11 protein-coding genes and 1 pseudogene are annotated in these 14,018 nt (G+C 71.2%); 6 read left to right on the top strand and 6 right to left on the bottom strand.

All coding sequences use genetic code 11. The annotated features are described in order from the left end of the window. Positions 1-249: 249 nt before the first annotated feature. On the bottom strand, positions 250-891 hold the full coding sequence (locus ACFVYA_RS19005) for a hemolysin III family protein (RefSeq protein ID WP_285993948.1): 642 nt from the start codon (positions 889-891) through the stop codon (positions 250-252). A gap of 113 nt (positions 892-1,004) precedes the next feature. Between ACFVYA_RS19005 and ACFVYA_RS19010 the strand changes: the two genes are divergently transcribed. The 3 genes and pseudogenes from ACFVYA_RS19010 (at position 1,005) to ACFVYA_RS19020 (ending at position 6,740) form a co-directional block, all read left to right on the top strand. Next, a complete protein-coding gene (locus tag ACFVYA_RS19010) occupies positions 1,005-1,781 on the top strand; it encodes an isoprenyl transferase (protein ID WP_387046518.1) in 777 nt (258 codons plus the stop codon). 461 nt (positions 1,782-2,242) lie between these two features. Next, positions 2,243-3,532: pseudogene (locus ACFVYA_RS19015) on the top strand (PhoH family protein); the annotation flags it as partial. A gap of 124 nt (positions 3,533-3,656) precedes the next feature. Beyond that, positions 3,657-6,740: an amidohydrolase family protein gene (locus ACFVYA_RS19020; protein ID WP_387046520.1), complete on the top strand. Its 3,084-nt coding sequence runs from the start codon at positions 3,657-3,659 to the stop codon at positions 6,738-6,740. Here ACFVYA_RS19020 and ACFVYA_RS19025 read toward each other — a convergent pair whose 3' ends face one another. After that, complete coding sequence (locus ACFVYA_RS19025) at positions 6,741-8,180, bottom strand: GuaB1 family IMP dehydrogenase-related protein (RefSeq protein ID WP_387046522.1); 1,440 nt, start codon at positions 8,178-8,180, stop codon at positions 6,741-6,743. Positions 8,181-8,223: 43 nt separating this feature from the next. Here ACFVYA_RS19025 and ACFVYA_RS19030 point away from each other — a divergent pair, with 43 nt between their 5' ends. Beyond that, positions 8,224-8,691, top strand: coding sequence for a DUF309 domain-containing protein (locus ACFVYA_RS19030; RefSeq protein ID WP_387046523.1), 468 nt, complete (start codon positions 8,224-8,226; stop codon positions 8,689-8,691). Next, a complete protein-coding gene (locus ACFVYA_RS19035; RefSeq protein ID WP_387046525.1) occupies positions 8,685-9,200 on the top strand; it encodes a hypothetical protein in 516 nt (171 codons plus the stop codon). Before ACFVYA_RS19030 ends, ACFVYA_RS19035 begins: the two co-directional genes overlap by 7 nt. Here the strand turns inward: ACFVYA_RS19035 and ACFVYA_RS19040 are convergent. Continuing rightward, positions 9,197-9,820 (bottom strand): MBL fold metallo-hydrolase, encoded by a 624-nt coding sequence (locus tag ACFVYA_RS19040; protein ID WP_387046526.1) that lies wholly within the window; start codon positions 9,818-9,820, stop codon positions 9,197-9,199. The two genes, ACFVYA_RS19035 and ACFVYA_RS19040, sit on opposite strands and share 4 nt — an antisense overlap. Positions 9,821-9,914: 94 nt before the next feature. Between ACFVYA_RS19040 and ACFVYA_RS19045 the strand changes: the two genes are divergently transcribed. Continuing rightward, on the top strand, positions 9,915-11,126 hold the full coding sequence (locus tag ACFVYA_RS19045; RefSeq protein WP_387046528.1) for an NADH:flavin oxidoreductase/NADH oxidase family protein: 1,212 nt from the start codon (positions 9,915-9,917) through the stop codon (positions 11,124-11,126). On the opposite strand, the gene ACFVYA_RS19050 is transcribed toward ACFVYA_RS19045, so the two are convergent. From ACFVYA_RS19050 to ACFVYA_RS19060, 3 genes are all read right to left on the bottom strand, one after another. After that, entirely contained in the window at positions 11,123-11,737 is a 615-nt protein-coding gene (locus ACFVYA_RS19050; protein ID WP_387046530.1) for a Pr6Pr family membrane protein, read from the bottom strand. The genes ACFVYA_RS19045 and ACFVYA_RS19050 overlap by 4 nt on opposite strands. 82 nt (positions 11,738-11,819) lie before the next feature. Then, positions 11,820-12,260, bottom strand: a complete 441-nt coding sequence (locus ACFVYA_RS19055) for a hypothetical protein (protein ID WP_387046532.1) — start codon at positions 12,258-12,260, stop codon at positions 11,820-11,822. Positions 12,261-12,472: 212 nt separating this feature from the next. After that, positions 12,473-14,005 (bottom strand): ATP-dependent DNA ligase, encoded by a 1,533-nt coding sequence (locus tag ACFVYA_RS19060; RefSeq protein ID WP_387046533.1) that lies wholly within the window; start codon positions 14,003-14,005, stop codon positions 12,473-12,475. Between the last annotated feature and the right edge of the window lie 13 nt (positions 14,006-14,018).

Raw genomic sequence — 14,018 nt, forward strand, 5'->3', positions numbered from 1 at the left:
ATGACGAGTGAATGGCCGCGCTTTTGACGTGTGCTAAATATAGCCGGCTGTGCGATTCCGCCAGCGGACCGGAGGACCTGGCGGACCCGGCCAGACCCCACCCTGCATCCCGATCCGAAGCCCGAACGCGGCCGGTGGCGCCGGGTCAAGACACGCTTTCCCGTCTTGACGCGGTGCCACCGGCCGTCGTCACAATCAGGCTTCGGGATGCAGGTCCTACGACAGTGCGACGAGATCTGCAGACGCGTCCTAGGCGTACATCGCCAACCAAATGGCAATGTAGTGCGACACGGCAGCCAACACAGTGCAGGCGTGGAAGAACTCGTGGTACCCGAAAGTCTCCGGCCAGTGGTTCGGCCACTTCACGGCGTAGAACACCGCACCCAGCGTGTAGAACAACCCGCCCACGCAGAGCAGCACCAGCGCACCGACTCCCGCATGCGTGGCCAGCTCCGGGAACACGAACACCGCGACCCACCCGAGCGCGATGTAGATCGGCACCCCGAGCCACCGGGGCGCGTTCGGCCACAGCATCTTCAGCGCCACGCCGGCGATCGCGCCGCCCCAGACGATCGACAGGATCACGTACCCCGTCGGCTTCGACATCGCCAGCAGGGTGAACGGGGTGTACGTGCCCGCGATGAACAGGAAGATCATCGAGTGGTCCGCGCGCTTCATCCACTTGTACGCGCGGGGGCTCCAGAACTTGCGGTGGTACAGCGCGCTCACGCCGAACAGGCCGAGGACCGTCAGGCCGTAGACCGACGTCGCGAGGGCCGCGATCGGGGACACTGTGGACGCGGCCAAGGACACCAGCGTCGCCGCTGCCGCAACCGCGCCGAAGAACGTCCAGAAGTGGATGTGTCCGCGCAGCCGGGGGCGGAGGTCCACTACGGGCTCGGGTGGTTCCGTCTTCACGCTCACACATCCAGGTTACGACAGCGTAGGTTCTCCAGCAGTGCTCAAGTCACACGCCTCACACCGGGTGCGTACGCTGACTCGACGTGAGTGTTCGCTCCTTCTTGTCCGACGTCGTGTACAGCGCCTACGGCAGGCGCCTCATCCAGCAGGCCGCCGGGCGGCATCCCCGGCACATCGCCATCATGCTCGACGGCAACCGCCGGTGGGCCCGTGAAGCGGGCTTCACGGACGTTTCGGACGGCCACCGCGCCGGGGCCAAGAAGATCGCGGACTTCCTGAGCTGGTGCCAGGAGGCCGACGTCGAGGTCGTCACCATGTGGCTGCTGTCCACCGACAACCTCAACCGCGACCCGGACGAGCTCACGCCGCTGCTGAAGATCATCACCGACGTCACCGACGAGCTCGCCGCGCCCGGCACGCCGTGGCGGCTGCGGATCGTCGGCGCGCTCGACCTGCTCCCCGCCGAGGTCGCCAAGCGCCTCAGCGAAGCCGCCGCCCGGAGCGAAGGGCGGAGCGGGATGGAGGTCAACATCGCGGTCGGCTACGGCGGGCGCCAGGAAATCGCGGACGCCGTGCGGAAGCTGCTGCGGCAGCACGCCGACGAGGGAACGTCCATTCACGAGCTGGCGAAGATCCTCGACGTCGACCACATCTCCGAGCACCTCTACACCTCGGGCCAGCCGGACCCGGACCTCATCATCCGCACGTCGGGCGAGCAGCGGCTTTCCGGCTTCCTGCTGTGGCAGTCCGCGCACTCGGAGTTCTGGTTCACCGAGGCGTACTGGCCCGCCTTCCGCCGCGTCGACTTCCTGCGTGCCATCCGCGACTACGCCTGGCGGCACCGCCGGTTCGGCTCCTAGACACCCGGAAAAGCCGCTGGTCAGCGACCCTGAAGAGCACTCAGGGTTGATTTCGGTCGACCGACGGTGAGGTGACGATCTGGCGAATCACCGTGTTGGCTCCCTGCGCGCCGCCGGATTCGTGGGTACCTTCCGTGGTGAGGGCACGCGTTCCGTGCGGGTCCTCGCGGGAGGCCCTGGTCGTGGCGGTGATCGAGGGGGCGGTTCAGCCGCCCACGAGACGCTCGAGGGGGCCGGCACCCGGCCCTCGTGGCCGCACCACCTGACCCACCAGGTCAGGAGGAACGGTCCAGCCAGGGAGGTGCCCGGCCCAGCGAGTGCGGGCGTGAGGTGCACACGCCCTCGAGGGAGATGCCGTCGTGACTGCGCAGCGTTTGCCCCGTAAGGCCTCTGGCCGTTCTTCGACCGGTGCCGTTCCTGGCCCGGAGAAAGCCTCGACCTCGCCCGAATTCCAGCAGCACATGTACGTGCTCGACACGTCGGTCCTCCTTTCGGACCCGTGGGCGGTCACTCGGTTCGCCGAGCACGCTGTCGTGCTTCCGCTGGTCGTCATCAGTGAACTGGAGGCGAAGCGCCACCACCCGGAGCTCGGCTGGTTCGCCCGGGAATCCCTGCGCATGCTCGACGACCTGCGCCGGCAGTACGGCAGGCTCGACGCGCCGCTCCCCATCGGGGACCACGGCGGCACGCTGCAGGTGGAGCTGAACCACTCGGACCCGTCGGTGCTCCCGTCCGGGTTCCGGACCGACTCCAACGACCACCGCATCCTCGCCTGCGCGCTCAACCTCGCAGCCGAGTTCGCGCAGGTCACGCTGGTGACGAAGGACATTCCGCTGCGGGTCAAGGCGGGTGCGGTGGGCCTCGAGGCCGACGAGTACCGCGCGCAGGAGGTCACGCCGTCCGGCTGGACGGGCATGGCGGACGTGGACGTCGCGCAGGACGTGCTCGACACGCTGTTCGGCGGCGGCACCGTCGACCCGGTCGAATACGGCATGGACGAGCTCGCCGAGCTGCCCTGCCACACCGGGCTGCGGCTGCTCGCGGGCAGCTCCAGCGCGCTCGGGCGGATCACGGCGGACAAGCGCATCCGGCTGGTCCGGGGCGACCGCGAGGCGTTCGGCCTGCACGGCCGCAGCGCCGAACAGCGCGTCGCGCTCGACCTGCTGCTCGACTCCGACGTCGGGATCGTCTCGCTGGGCGGCCGGGCCGGCACCGGCAAGTCGGCGCTCGCCCTGTGCGCGGGCCTCGAGGCGGTGATGGAACGCCGTCAGCACCGCAAGGTCGTGGTGTTCCGGCCGGTCTACGCGGTCGGCGGCCAGGACCTCGGCTACCTGCCCGGGTCCGAGAGCGAGAAGATGCAGCCGTGGGCGCAGGCGGTGTTCGACACCCTCGGCGCGCTGGTCAGCCAGGACGTCCTCGACGAGGTCTTCGACCGCGGCATGCTCGAGGTGCTCCCGCTGACGCACATCCGCGGCCGGTCGCTGCACGACACGTTCGTGATCGTCGACGAGGCGCAGTCGCTGGAGCGCAACGTCCTGCTCACGGTCCTTTCGCGGCTCGGCACGGCGTCACGGGTGGTGCTCACGCACGACGTCGCCCAGCGTGACAACCTGCGCGTCGGGCGCCACGACGGCGTCTCGGCGGTGATCGAGAAGCTCAAGGGTCACCCGCTGTTCGCGCACGTCACGTTGCCGCGCTGGTTGCGCGCGCCTTTCGCCGCCGTGGACACCGTTTTGTTGGTGTCCCCCGGCGCACGCCCCCGGGGGGCGGCGCGCGCGCCGCCCCCGGCAACCCTTTCCGCCTTCGCCGGACATCCGGTGAAAAACCCGCTCGGCCGCTGGACGGCCGTTCCACGGTGTGGGCATAGTTGGCCGCATGGCGCCGGAAAGCCTTTCCCGTCGTGAGCTCCTCGTCCGTGGTGGCGTCACCGCCGCCGCGCTGGCCGTGGCCGGGGCGGGGGTGGCCGAGGCCGAACCGGACGTTCGGCCGGATGCCGGCCACGACGGCGTGGTGCTGCGCGAAGGCACGAACATGTCCGCCGCGCTGTCACCGGACGGCCGGTGGATTGCGGTCGACCTGGTCACCGGGATCTGGGTGCTGCCCGCCGCCGGCGGCCGCGCCCGGCGGCTCACCGGCGACCTGCAGGACGCCACGCTCCCGAGCTGGTCGCCGGACGGCCGCCGGATCGTGTTCCAGTCCTACCGCGACGGCAACTTCCACCTGTACGTCATCGATGCCGCCGGCGGCGCGCCCCGCAAGCTCACCAGCGGGCGGTTCGACCACCGGGAACCCGTGTTCTCGCCGGACGGCACCAAGATCGCCTTCAGCAGCGACCGGGACGGCAGCTACGGCATCCACCTGCTGGACGTCGCCTCCGGAGCGATCAGCACGGTGGTGTCCACCGCGGACGAAGAGGCGTCGCCGCGCTGGTCGGCCGGCGGCACGAAGATCGTCTACACCGTGAACGACACCGCCATCGACGTCGTCACCCCGGCCACCGGCGCCCGCACGCGCCTGGTCAGCGCGACCGGCACCGACAAGCTCTACGGTCCCGCGTTCGGCCCCGGCGGGCAGCCCAGCTACCTGCGGCTGCGGGGCGCCGAAGCGGACCTCATGCTCGGCGACGAGCAGCTGACCAAGGGCGAGGACGTCTTCGGCTTCGCCGCGAACTGGTCCGGGTCCGCCGTGCTCTACACCGCCGACGGGCACATCCGGCGGCGCGAGCGGTCCGGCGCCGTCACGGACGTCCCGTTCGAAGCAGGGGTGTCCACGGCACCGCGTGACTACCGAAGGCGGGTCCGTGACCTGGACTCGGCCGCGCCGAAGCCCGTCCGGGGCATCGCCGGTCCGGTGGTGTCCCGGGACGGCAGGCGGATCGCGTTCCGGGCCCTCAACGCGATCTACGTCGTCGCGGCCGGCGGCGGCCGGCCACAGCGGCTGATCGGCGACGGCTACTTCAACTCCGACCCGGACTTCCACCCGGACGGGACGAAGCTGCTCTACACGAGCGACCGGCTCGGCACCGCCGACCTGTGGCTGCGCGACCTCGGCACCGGCGAGGACACCGTCCTCACCCGGCTGCCGGGCGCCCAGGTCGCGCCGCGGTGGTCGCCGGACGGCGGCCGGGTGGCCTACGCCGACCAGGACGGCGCCACGTGGATCCACGAGGTGGCCACGGCCCAGGCCCAGCAGGTGACGCCGCCGCTGTTCATGCCGGGCCGGCCCACCTGGTCGCCCGATGGGACGGTCATCGCGCTGGCGGCGGTCAAGCCGTACTCGCGGCGGTACCGCGAAGGCACGAGCCAGATCCTCACGGTCGACCTGAAGACCCACGAACTCCGCTACGCCGAGCCGATGCCGTTCCGTTCGCTCGCCACCCGCGGCGACGACGGTCCACTGTGGTCACCCGACGGCCGGTACCTCGCGTTCACGGTCGAAAGCGTCGCCTGGATCGCCCCGGTCGACGGCACCGGCAAGTTTGTCGGCGCGCCGAGGCAGGTCACCCACGACGTCACCGACTCCCTGGCCTGGCAGGGGAACGACACGCTCGTCTACCTGTCGAAGGGGCAGCTCAAGGCCCAGAAGATCACCGGCGGCGAGCCGCGCACGATCCGGCTCGACTTCACCTGGGCCCGGCCGCGCCCGCCACGCCCGACCGTCATCCACGTCGGCGCGGCGTGGGACGGTGTCGCCCGGACGCTGCGGCGCGACGTCGACATCGTCGTCGACGGCGGCCGGATCGCCGACGTCCGGCCGCACCGGGACGCACCCGGGACGGTCGACGCGCACGACCTGACCGCCATGCCCGGCCTCATCGACATCCACAACCACTGGCACCTGCGCGGCCGGCAGTGGGGCGACCGGCAAGGCAGGCTGTGGCTGTCCTACGGCATCACCACGACCCGCTCGCCCGGCGACCCGGTGTACCAGATGCTGGAGACGCGCGAGGCGCTGGAATCCGGAAACCGCGTCGGGCCAAGGTACTTCGGCACCGGCGAAGCCATCGACGGCTCCCGGATCTACTACAACTTCATGCGGCCGACCCTGTCGCCCGAGCAGCTGAACCTGGAGCTGTCCCGGGCGGTCGAGCTGGAATACGACATGATCAAGACGTACGTCCGGCTTCCCGTGGCCTACCAGCAGGCGGTCGTCCGGGCCGCGCACCGGGCGGGCATCCCGCTGTCGTCGCACTACCTGTACCCGGCGGCGAACATCGGCATGGACGCGATGGAGCACACCGGGGCCACCAACCGGCTCGGGTACTCGCACACCGTCAGCCGGATCGGCCGGTCCTACCAGGACGCGGTCGAATTGTTCGTCCGCTCGGGGATGTCGATCACGCCGACGTTGTTCACGTCCAGGGCGTTGTACGCGGACGACAAGTCGCTCGTGACCGACGAGCGCACCGAAGTCCTCTTCCCGCCGTGGGAATACCAGCTGCTCAAGACCACGGCGGACACCGCGGGCAACCCGGAGAACGCGTACCTGCACCAGGTCCTCGCCGGGAACGTCGACATGGTGCTGCGGATCCACCGGGCGGGCGGGTTCGTGGTCACCGGCACGGACTCGCCGTTGGACAACGTGGCCGTCTCGACCCACCAGAACCTGCGGGCCATGGTCGCCTTCGGGTTCACGCCGTACGAGGCGCTCACCACCGCCACCCGCAACCCGGCGCGGTGGCTGGGGCTCGAGGACCGGATCGGTGTGCTCAAGCGAGGTGCGTACGCCGATCTGTCGCTGGTCAGCGGCAACCCGTTGCAGGACATCAAGGCGGCCGCGAACGTCCGCAGCGTGCTGGTCGGCGGCGTGCTGCGCACGGTCGGCGAGTTGCTGGCGCCCTACCGGAACCAACCGGGCGCACGGGCGGCCACCGAGGTGGCGCCCGCGGCCCGGTCGGCGGAGAAGCAGCACTGGTGGCACGTTCCGGAGTGGTCGGAACACGTGTGCTGCGCGGGCTGACTACCAGCCTGCGGGGAGGGGACGGCCTTCGGCGAACCCGGCCGCCGACTGGACGCCCAGCACCGCGCGCTCGTGGAACTCCTCGAGGGTCCGCGCACCCGCGTAGGTGCAGGACGAACGCACGCCGGAGCCGATCGAGTCCAGCAGGTCCTCGACGCCAGGGCGCTGCGGGTCCAGCGACATCCGCGACGACGAGATGCCCTCCTCGAACAGCGCCTTGCGTGCGCGGTCGAACGAGTTGTCCGTCCGCGTCCGCGCGCCGACGGCGCGCTTCGACGCCATGCCGAACGACTCCTTGTAGGGCCGTCCCTGCTCGTCGAACCGCAGGTCGCCGGGGGATTCGTAGGTGCCGGCGAACCACGAGCCGACCATCGCCGCGGACGCGCCGGCGGCCAGCGCCAATGCGACGTCACGCGGGTGGCGGACCCCGCCGTCGGCCCAGACGTGCTTGCCCAGCTCGCGCGCGGCGGCCGCGCAGTCGGCGACCGCGGAGAACTGCGGGCGGCCGACGCCGGTCATCATCCGGGTGGTGCACATCGCGCCCGGCCCGACGCCGACCTTGACGACGTCGGCCCCGGCCTGGATCAGGTCGCGCGTGCCCTCGGCCGTGACCACGTTCCCGGCGACCACCGGGACCTGCGGCGACACCGACCGGACGGCCTTCAGCGCGGCGATCATCTTCTCCTGGTGCCCGTGCGCGGTGTCGACGACCAGCACGTCGACGCCCGCCTTCAAGACGGCTTCGGCCTTCGCCGCGACATCGCCGTTGACGCCGACCGCGGCGGCGACGCGCAGCTTGCCCGCGTCGTCGACGGCCGGGGTGTAGATGTCCGCGCGCAGCGACCCGACGGCGGTCAGCACGCCCGCGAGCCGGCCGTCGGCGTCCAGGCCGAGCGCCAGGTTCGCGCCGTGGCTGTGCAGGAGTTCGAAGACCTCACGCGCCGGCGTGGTCAGGGGGACGGCGACGGCCGGCGGTTGTGCGACGTCGGCGAGACGCGCGAAGCGGTCGACGCCCGCGCAGGCCGCTTCGTCGACGATGCCGACCGGGCGGCCTTCGCCGTCCACGACGACGACAGCGCCGTGGGCCCGCTTGTGGACCAGGTTGAGGGCGTCGGCGACGGCGTCACCGCCGGTCAGCACCAGTGGCGTGTCCCACACGGTGTGGCGGCTCTTCACCCAGCCGACGATCTCGGCGACGGCGGCGCTGTCCACATCCTGGGGCAGCACCACCAGGCCACCGCGCCGGGCGACGGTCTCGGCCATCCGGCGGCCGGCGACCGCGGTCATGTTCGCGACCACGATCGGGATCGTCGCGCCGGTGCCGTCCGCGGTGGCGAGGTCGACGTCGAAGCGGGACTCCACGTCCGAACGGTTCGGCAGCAGGAACACGTCGTCGTAGGTCAGGTCGTGGGCGGGCCGGTGGCCGTCGAGGAAACGCACGAGTGCCCAGACTACCTGCCGGGCGCGTGGCAGGATCGAGGGCATGAGCCGCCGCGACCGGGACACCGAGGGACGGGCACGCAACGCACGGCCGCGCGACGGCCTCGGCCGGCCGCTGCCGTACGGCGCGTACGGCGTCGAGCGTCAGCCGGAAGGCATCGAACGCACGCCGGCGCAAACGCTTGCGGAGGCCCAGCGGCTGCTCGACGACGGCAAGCCGTTCCACGCGCACGAAGTCTTCGAGGACGCGTGGAAGACCACCGACGGCCCCGACCGCGAGCTCTGGCGCGGCCTCGCCCAGCTCGCGGTGGGGCTGACGCACGCCGCGCGCGGCAACAACGTCGGCGCGGTGTCCCTGCTGGAGCGGGGCGCGGCGAACATCGAGCCGTTCCGGGACGAGCCGCACCACGGCATCGACGTCGCCGGCCTGCAGGAGTGGGCGCGCAGCCTCGCCGATGAGGCGAAACAGCGCGTACGGGTGTCGCCGAGCGTGCCGCGGCTGACGTGCTGACGGCGGTCGGTGCCGCGGTCATCGCGGCGGTGGCGTCGCTGGTCGGCGTGACGCTGGGCGCGCTGGTCGAACCGGTGAAGCTCAACGCGGCCCGGCGCGCGAAGCTGCGGCAGGACCGGGCCGACCGCTGTGCCGGGCTGATCGAGGCCGCAACGCGGGCGCGCAAGCACATCATCGACATCAACGTGATCCACCGCCGCCGGGAACTGGACAAAGAGCTCGAGACCGACGCCCAGCGGGAGATCGAGTTCGAAGACGGGTACTACACGGCTCGCACCGACATGCGCGCGTTCTACGGGCTGCTCGTGATGAGCGGGCCGGACGAGCTGGTCGAGCAGGCGAACCTGCTCCGCCGGAAGGAGATGGAGCTCCACCACACCCGGTGGGAGCTCGACGACTCCCGGAAGTTCGACCGGAAGTTCCTGCCCACGCCGGTCCGGGAAGCCAGCGCCGCCTTCGACCGGGCGATCGAGGACTTCGCCCTCGTCGCCCGGAAGCACACCTCCTAAGGCTGGTCCCAGCCGTCCGAAGCCGCCTTCTCGGCGCCGATCGTCGTGCCCGCGCCGTGTCCGGTGTGGACCTTCGTCGCCTCCGGGAGCGCGAACAGCTTCTCGCGGATGGAGTGCACGATCGTCGGGTAGTCCGAATAGGACCGTCCGGTGGCGCCGGGGCCACCGTGGAAGAGCGTGTCGCCGGTGAACAGGACGCCCAGTTCCGCCGCGTACAGGCACACCGCGCCGGGCGCGTGCCCCGGCGTGTGGATGACGCGGAGTTCGGTGCCCGCGACGGTGAGCACCTGGCCGTCGGCCAGTTCGCCGTCCGGGGCGCGGTCCGGGTGCGTGAGGTTCCAGACGACCCGGTCGTCCGGGTGCAGCAGGATCGGCGCGCCGGTGGCGGCGGCGAGTTCCGGGGCGGCGTTGATGTGGTCGTTGTGCGCGTGGGTGCAGACGATCGCGGCCAGTTTCCGCTCGCCCACGACGTTTTCGATCGCCTTCGCGTCGTGCGCCGCGTCGATCACGATCACTTCCGCGTCGTCGCCCACGAGCCAGACGTTGTTGTCGACGTCCCAGCTGCCCCCGTCGAGCTGGAAGACACCGGAGGTCACCAGGTTCTGCACGATCGCCGTCATGCGTCCGACCCTAGTGGTCATTCGGGTGGTCGATGACATACCGGCGGTATGCTACTGTCGAGTCACCTTACTGCGAGTAAGTTCGAGAGGTGACGTGACGACCCTCCTGGCGGAGCCGTTGAAGCTGCGGTGCGGCGAGGTGCTGCCGAACCGCCTGGTGAAGTCGGCGCTGAGCGAGCAGCTCGGCGACCGCCGCAACGCGCCGACGCGGGAGCTCTTCGAGCTGTACCGGACCTGGGCCGGCGGTGGTGCGGGCGCGTTGATCACCGGGAACGTCATGGTCGACCCGGCCGCGCTCGGCGAGCCGCGCAACGTGGCCGCGACGCCGGATCCGGCGGTCTACCGGCCGTGGGCCGGCGCGGTCGAGGGCACGGAGGCGCGGCTGTGGGTGCAGCTGAACCACCCCGGCCGGCAGAGCCCGCGGTACCTCTCGCGGCAGCCCGTCGCGCCGTCCGTGGTGCCCTTCGGCAATCGAGGCATCCGTACCGCCTTCGCCGTGCCGCGGGCTCTGACCGGCGAAGAGATCGAAGCGATCATCGAGCGCTTCGGCGTCGCGGCGCGCACGTTCGTCGAAGCGGGTTTCACGGGCGTGCAGATCCATGGCGCCCACGGCTATCTGGTTTCGCAGTTCCTTTCCCCGCTGACCAACCTGCGGACCGACGCCTGGGGCGGCGACGCGGTGCGCCGCCGCCGGTTCCTGCTCGAGGTGGTCCGGCGGGTGCGCGAAGCGGTCGGCGACGCCGTGCCGGTGTCCGTCAAGCTCAACAGCGCGGACTTCCAGCGCGGCGGCTTCACCGAGGACGAGTCCCTGGAGGTCGTGGGCGAACTCGGTGAGGCCGGGCTCGACCTGCTGGAAGTGTCCGGTGGCACCTACGAGAAGGCCGCGATGATGGGCGCGGGGCGCGCGAGCACCCAGGCGCGCGAAGCGTACTTCCTGGACTACGCGGCGAAAGCGCGTGAAGTCTCCGACGTCGCCCTGATGGTCACCGGCGGGTTCGCGACACCGGGCGGAATGGCCGGAGCACTGCGCTCGGGCGAGGTCGACGTGATCGGGCTCGGCCGCCCGCTGGTCGCCGACCCCGGCCTGCCCGCCCGGCTGCTCGCCGGTGAGGACGTCCGCGCCGAGCGGTTGTGCCCCAAGACCGGGATCCGGCTGGCCGACAGCCTCTTGGAGATCCAGTGGCACACTCGGCAGATGCACCGGATCGCCGCGGGCAAGCCGGCCGACCGGCGCGGCGCGCTCCCGACACTGGTGCGGGCGGGCCTCACCGACGGGCTCAACGCGTTCCGCCGCGTCCGCGGTTAGGCCGGTTCGAGCCGCGTGAACCGGCGGTCGTACAGGAGCGCGGCCGCCGCGAGCGCGGTGAAGAAGAGGCCGATGAAGACGCAGTTCAGCGCGACCTGGCCGTAGCCGAGGGCGCCCGCGTCGACGAACGGGTACGGGTAGAAGCCGGTGACCGCGCCGCGCGGGAGCGTGAACGCGAGCCAGGCCAGCGGGTAGAGCAGCGACCACCAGACCGTGCGCCACGTCAGGGTCCCGCGCGGGCCGGCCAGGAGCCAGCCGAGCACGAACAGGAACGGCGTCACCTTGTGCAGCATCGTGTCGGCGAAGAACGCGAGGCCGTGCAGGTCGTGCAGGCCGGCCAAGGCGACCTGGTAGACGATGCCGGTCACGATGATGCCGGCCAGCGCGTCCAGCCAGAGGACGGTGAACAGCCGCCCGCGGGCCCGGCCCAGCGCGACCAGGGCCGAGGCGAGCACGACCAGCAGGTTCGAATCGATCGTGAAGAAGCAGAGCAGGTTCGCCACCCGCCCGTCCGGGGCGCTCGCGGTCGTGACGACCTGGGTGACGAGGCCGGCCAGAGCGACCACCGCGGTGACCGCGAACCAGGCGCGGGTGAACTTCTCGCTGCGCATCGCCGGAGCTTAGCTCCATTGTGGACCCAGTGCGGCCGGACCGGTCACGCCCCGGCGCGGTCCGCACCGGGGCGCCCGGTCGTCACGCCGTGAGAAGCGAGTCCCGGAGCGCGACGAAGGCCTCGTACTCCGCCTTCTGCTCGACCGGCAGCTGGTAGGCGACGGCCAGGAGCTTCGTCACGGACGGGAGGATGCTGAGCCGGAACGTCCGGCCCTCGGTCGTCTTGATGACGAACCGGCCCTGCATGTCGCGCTTCTTGACCGAGGCCCGGTTGGCGTCGTTGATCGTCAGCGGCGTGCCCGCCGTGACGGTGCCGTTCTTCTCCTCGAGCGGGACGAGGACGAGATCGGTCTGCCCCGGTCTGAAGCCCAGGGCGAAGTTGGCGACCGAGGTGGTCCGGAAGACCAGGTAGTTCTTCTGCCTGATCTCCGCGGCGTACACCTTGGTGTAGCTCGCCCCGTCGGCGACGGCTCCGTCGAAGGCGGCGTGGATGGCCGCCTTCATCTGTTCCTTGCTGACCACTGGTTGCTCCTCCATGACCGCTCGGGAAGTGAGCGGGATCTCTGTGAAGGAGCGCACTCTAGGGATCTTCGCCGCCGGTCGTGGCGGGAAAATTCCCGCCAACTCGCACCGGAAGCGCGTCGAATCGCCGAACGCTTCCGCAGGCCGCGCCGGCACCCTCCACTTTGGTCCGCGGGAACAGCGGGCACCAGCGACTTTCGTCGGTCCTTGCGTCAGCTCCCTTCCGAGCGGTCGCCGTGCAGCAGGCCGCGGACCGTGTCGATCGTGTCCGCTTCGGCCGGGTCCTTGTCCGGGCGGTAGCGGACCACCCGGGCGAACCGCAGCGCCAGACCGCCCGGGTAACGCGTGCTCACCTGCGCGCTGTCCAGCTCGATCTCCACCACGACCTCCGGCCGGACGTACACCGTCCAGTCGTCGCGGTGGGTCTCGATCTCCTGGAACGTCCTGGTCTGCCACGCCAGCAGCTCGTCGGTCATGCCCTTGAACGTCTTGCCCACCATGATCGGCGGGCCGCCGTCCGGGTCGCGGGCGCCCAGGTGCAGGTTCGACAGCGTGCCGGTGCGCCGCCCGTGACCCCACTCCGCCGCCAGCACCACCAGGTCGATCGTGTGCACCGGCTTGACCTTCAGCCACGCCCGCCCCCGCCGCCCGGCCGCGTACGGCGCGGCCAGGTCCTTGACCATCACCCCTTCGTGGCCCGCTTCCATCGCCGCCTCCAGCACGGCGGCCGCACCCGCGGTGCCCACCTCGCCGGGGATGACGTGCGCCCCGGCGACCTTGCGCAGCGCCGCGTTGCGCTCCGACAGCGGCGCGTCCAGCAGGTCGATGCCGTCGAGGTGCAGGCAGTCGAAGAAGTACGGCCGCAGCAGCAGCGCCTTGACCTGTTCCTCGCGGGTGCTGCCGAACCGGCTCATCGTGTCCTGGAACGGCCGCGGCCGCCCGGCGTCGGTCAGGGCCAGGGTTTCGCCGTCGAGCACGACCGACTCGCAGGGCAGCGCCCGCACGAGGTCCACCAGTTCCTGCACGCTGCCGGTGATCTCGCGCAGCGTCCGCGTCCAGACGTGCACCTCGTCGCCCTGGCGGTGCACCTGGATCCGCGCACCGTCCATTTTGTACTCGACGATCGCCTCGGCGTGCTCGGCGACGGCTTCGTCCAGCGACTCCGCCGGTGACGCCAGCATCGGCTTGATCGGCGTGCCGAGCGTGAGCCGGAACTCCGCCAGCGCGGCCGGCCCGCCGGTCATCGCCGCGACCCCGGTGACGCCGAGCTTCCCGGACAGCATGAAGGCCCGCCGCACGTCCTCGGCAGGCACCTCCGACGCGGCCGCGATGGCGTCGACCATCACGCCCTCCAGCGCGCCCTGCCGCAGTTCCCCGGTGACCAGCCGGAACAGGAACTGCTGCTCGTCCTCCGTCAGCCGCTCGAACAACGCCCGCAGCACTTCCTGCCGCCGCGTGTTCGACCCGGTCCCGGCCGCCACGCCCGCGGCCGCGGTCAGCGCCGCGTCCACCTCCAGCACCGAGGCCACCGGCTCGGCCGCGGCGCCGGCGCCCAGGCCGGCCAGGGTGCGCCAGCCCGCACCCAGCCTGTCCTGCGCCGTCTGCCCGGTCAGGTACGCGATCACCGTGGGCAGCTCGGCCATCTCCGCCGCGCGCAGCACCGCGGCCAGGAGGGCGATCTTCGCCTTCCTGGACCGGGTCGCCGCCAGTTCGGCGGACGCGCGGACCAACTCGCTCAGCAACACCCGGACATCATGA

Origin of the sequence: Amycolatopsis sp. NPDC058278 (assembly GCF_042881395.1) — a bacterium.
Lineage (GTDB): Bacteria > Actinomycetota > Actinomycetes > Mycobacteriales > Pseudonocardiaceae > Amycolatopsis.

Coding starts and splice junctions, on each gene's coding strand:
- ACFVYA_RS19040 (WP_387046526.1), bottom strand. CDS start 9,820: ATGACGGCGATCGTGCAGAACCTGGTGACCTCCGGTGTCTTCCAGCTC.
- ACFVYA_RS19020 (WP_387046520.1), top strand. CDS start 3,657: ATGGCGCCGGAAAGCCTTTCCCGTCGTGAGCTCCTCGTCCGTGGTGGC.
- ACFVYA_RS19050 (WP_387046530.1), bottom strand. CDS start 11,737: ATGCGCAGCGAGAAGTTCACCCGCGCCTGGTTCGCGGTCACCGCGGTG.
- ACFVYA_RS19030 (WP_387046523.1), top strand. CDS start 8,224: ATGAGCCGCCGCGACCGGGACACCGAGGGACGGGCACGCAACGCACGG.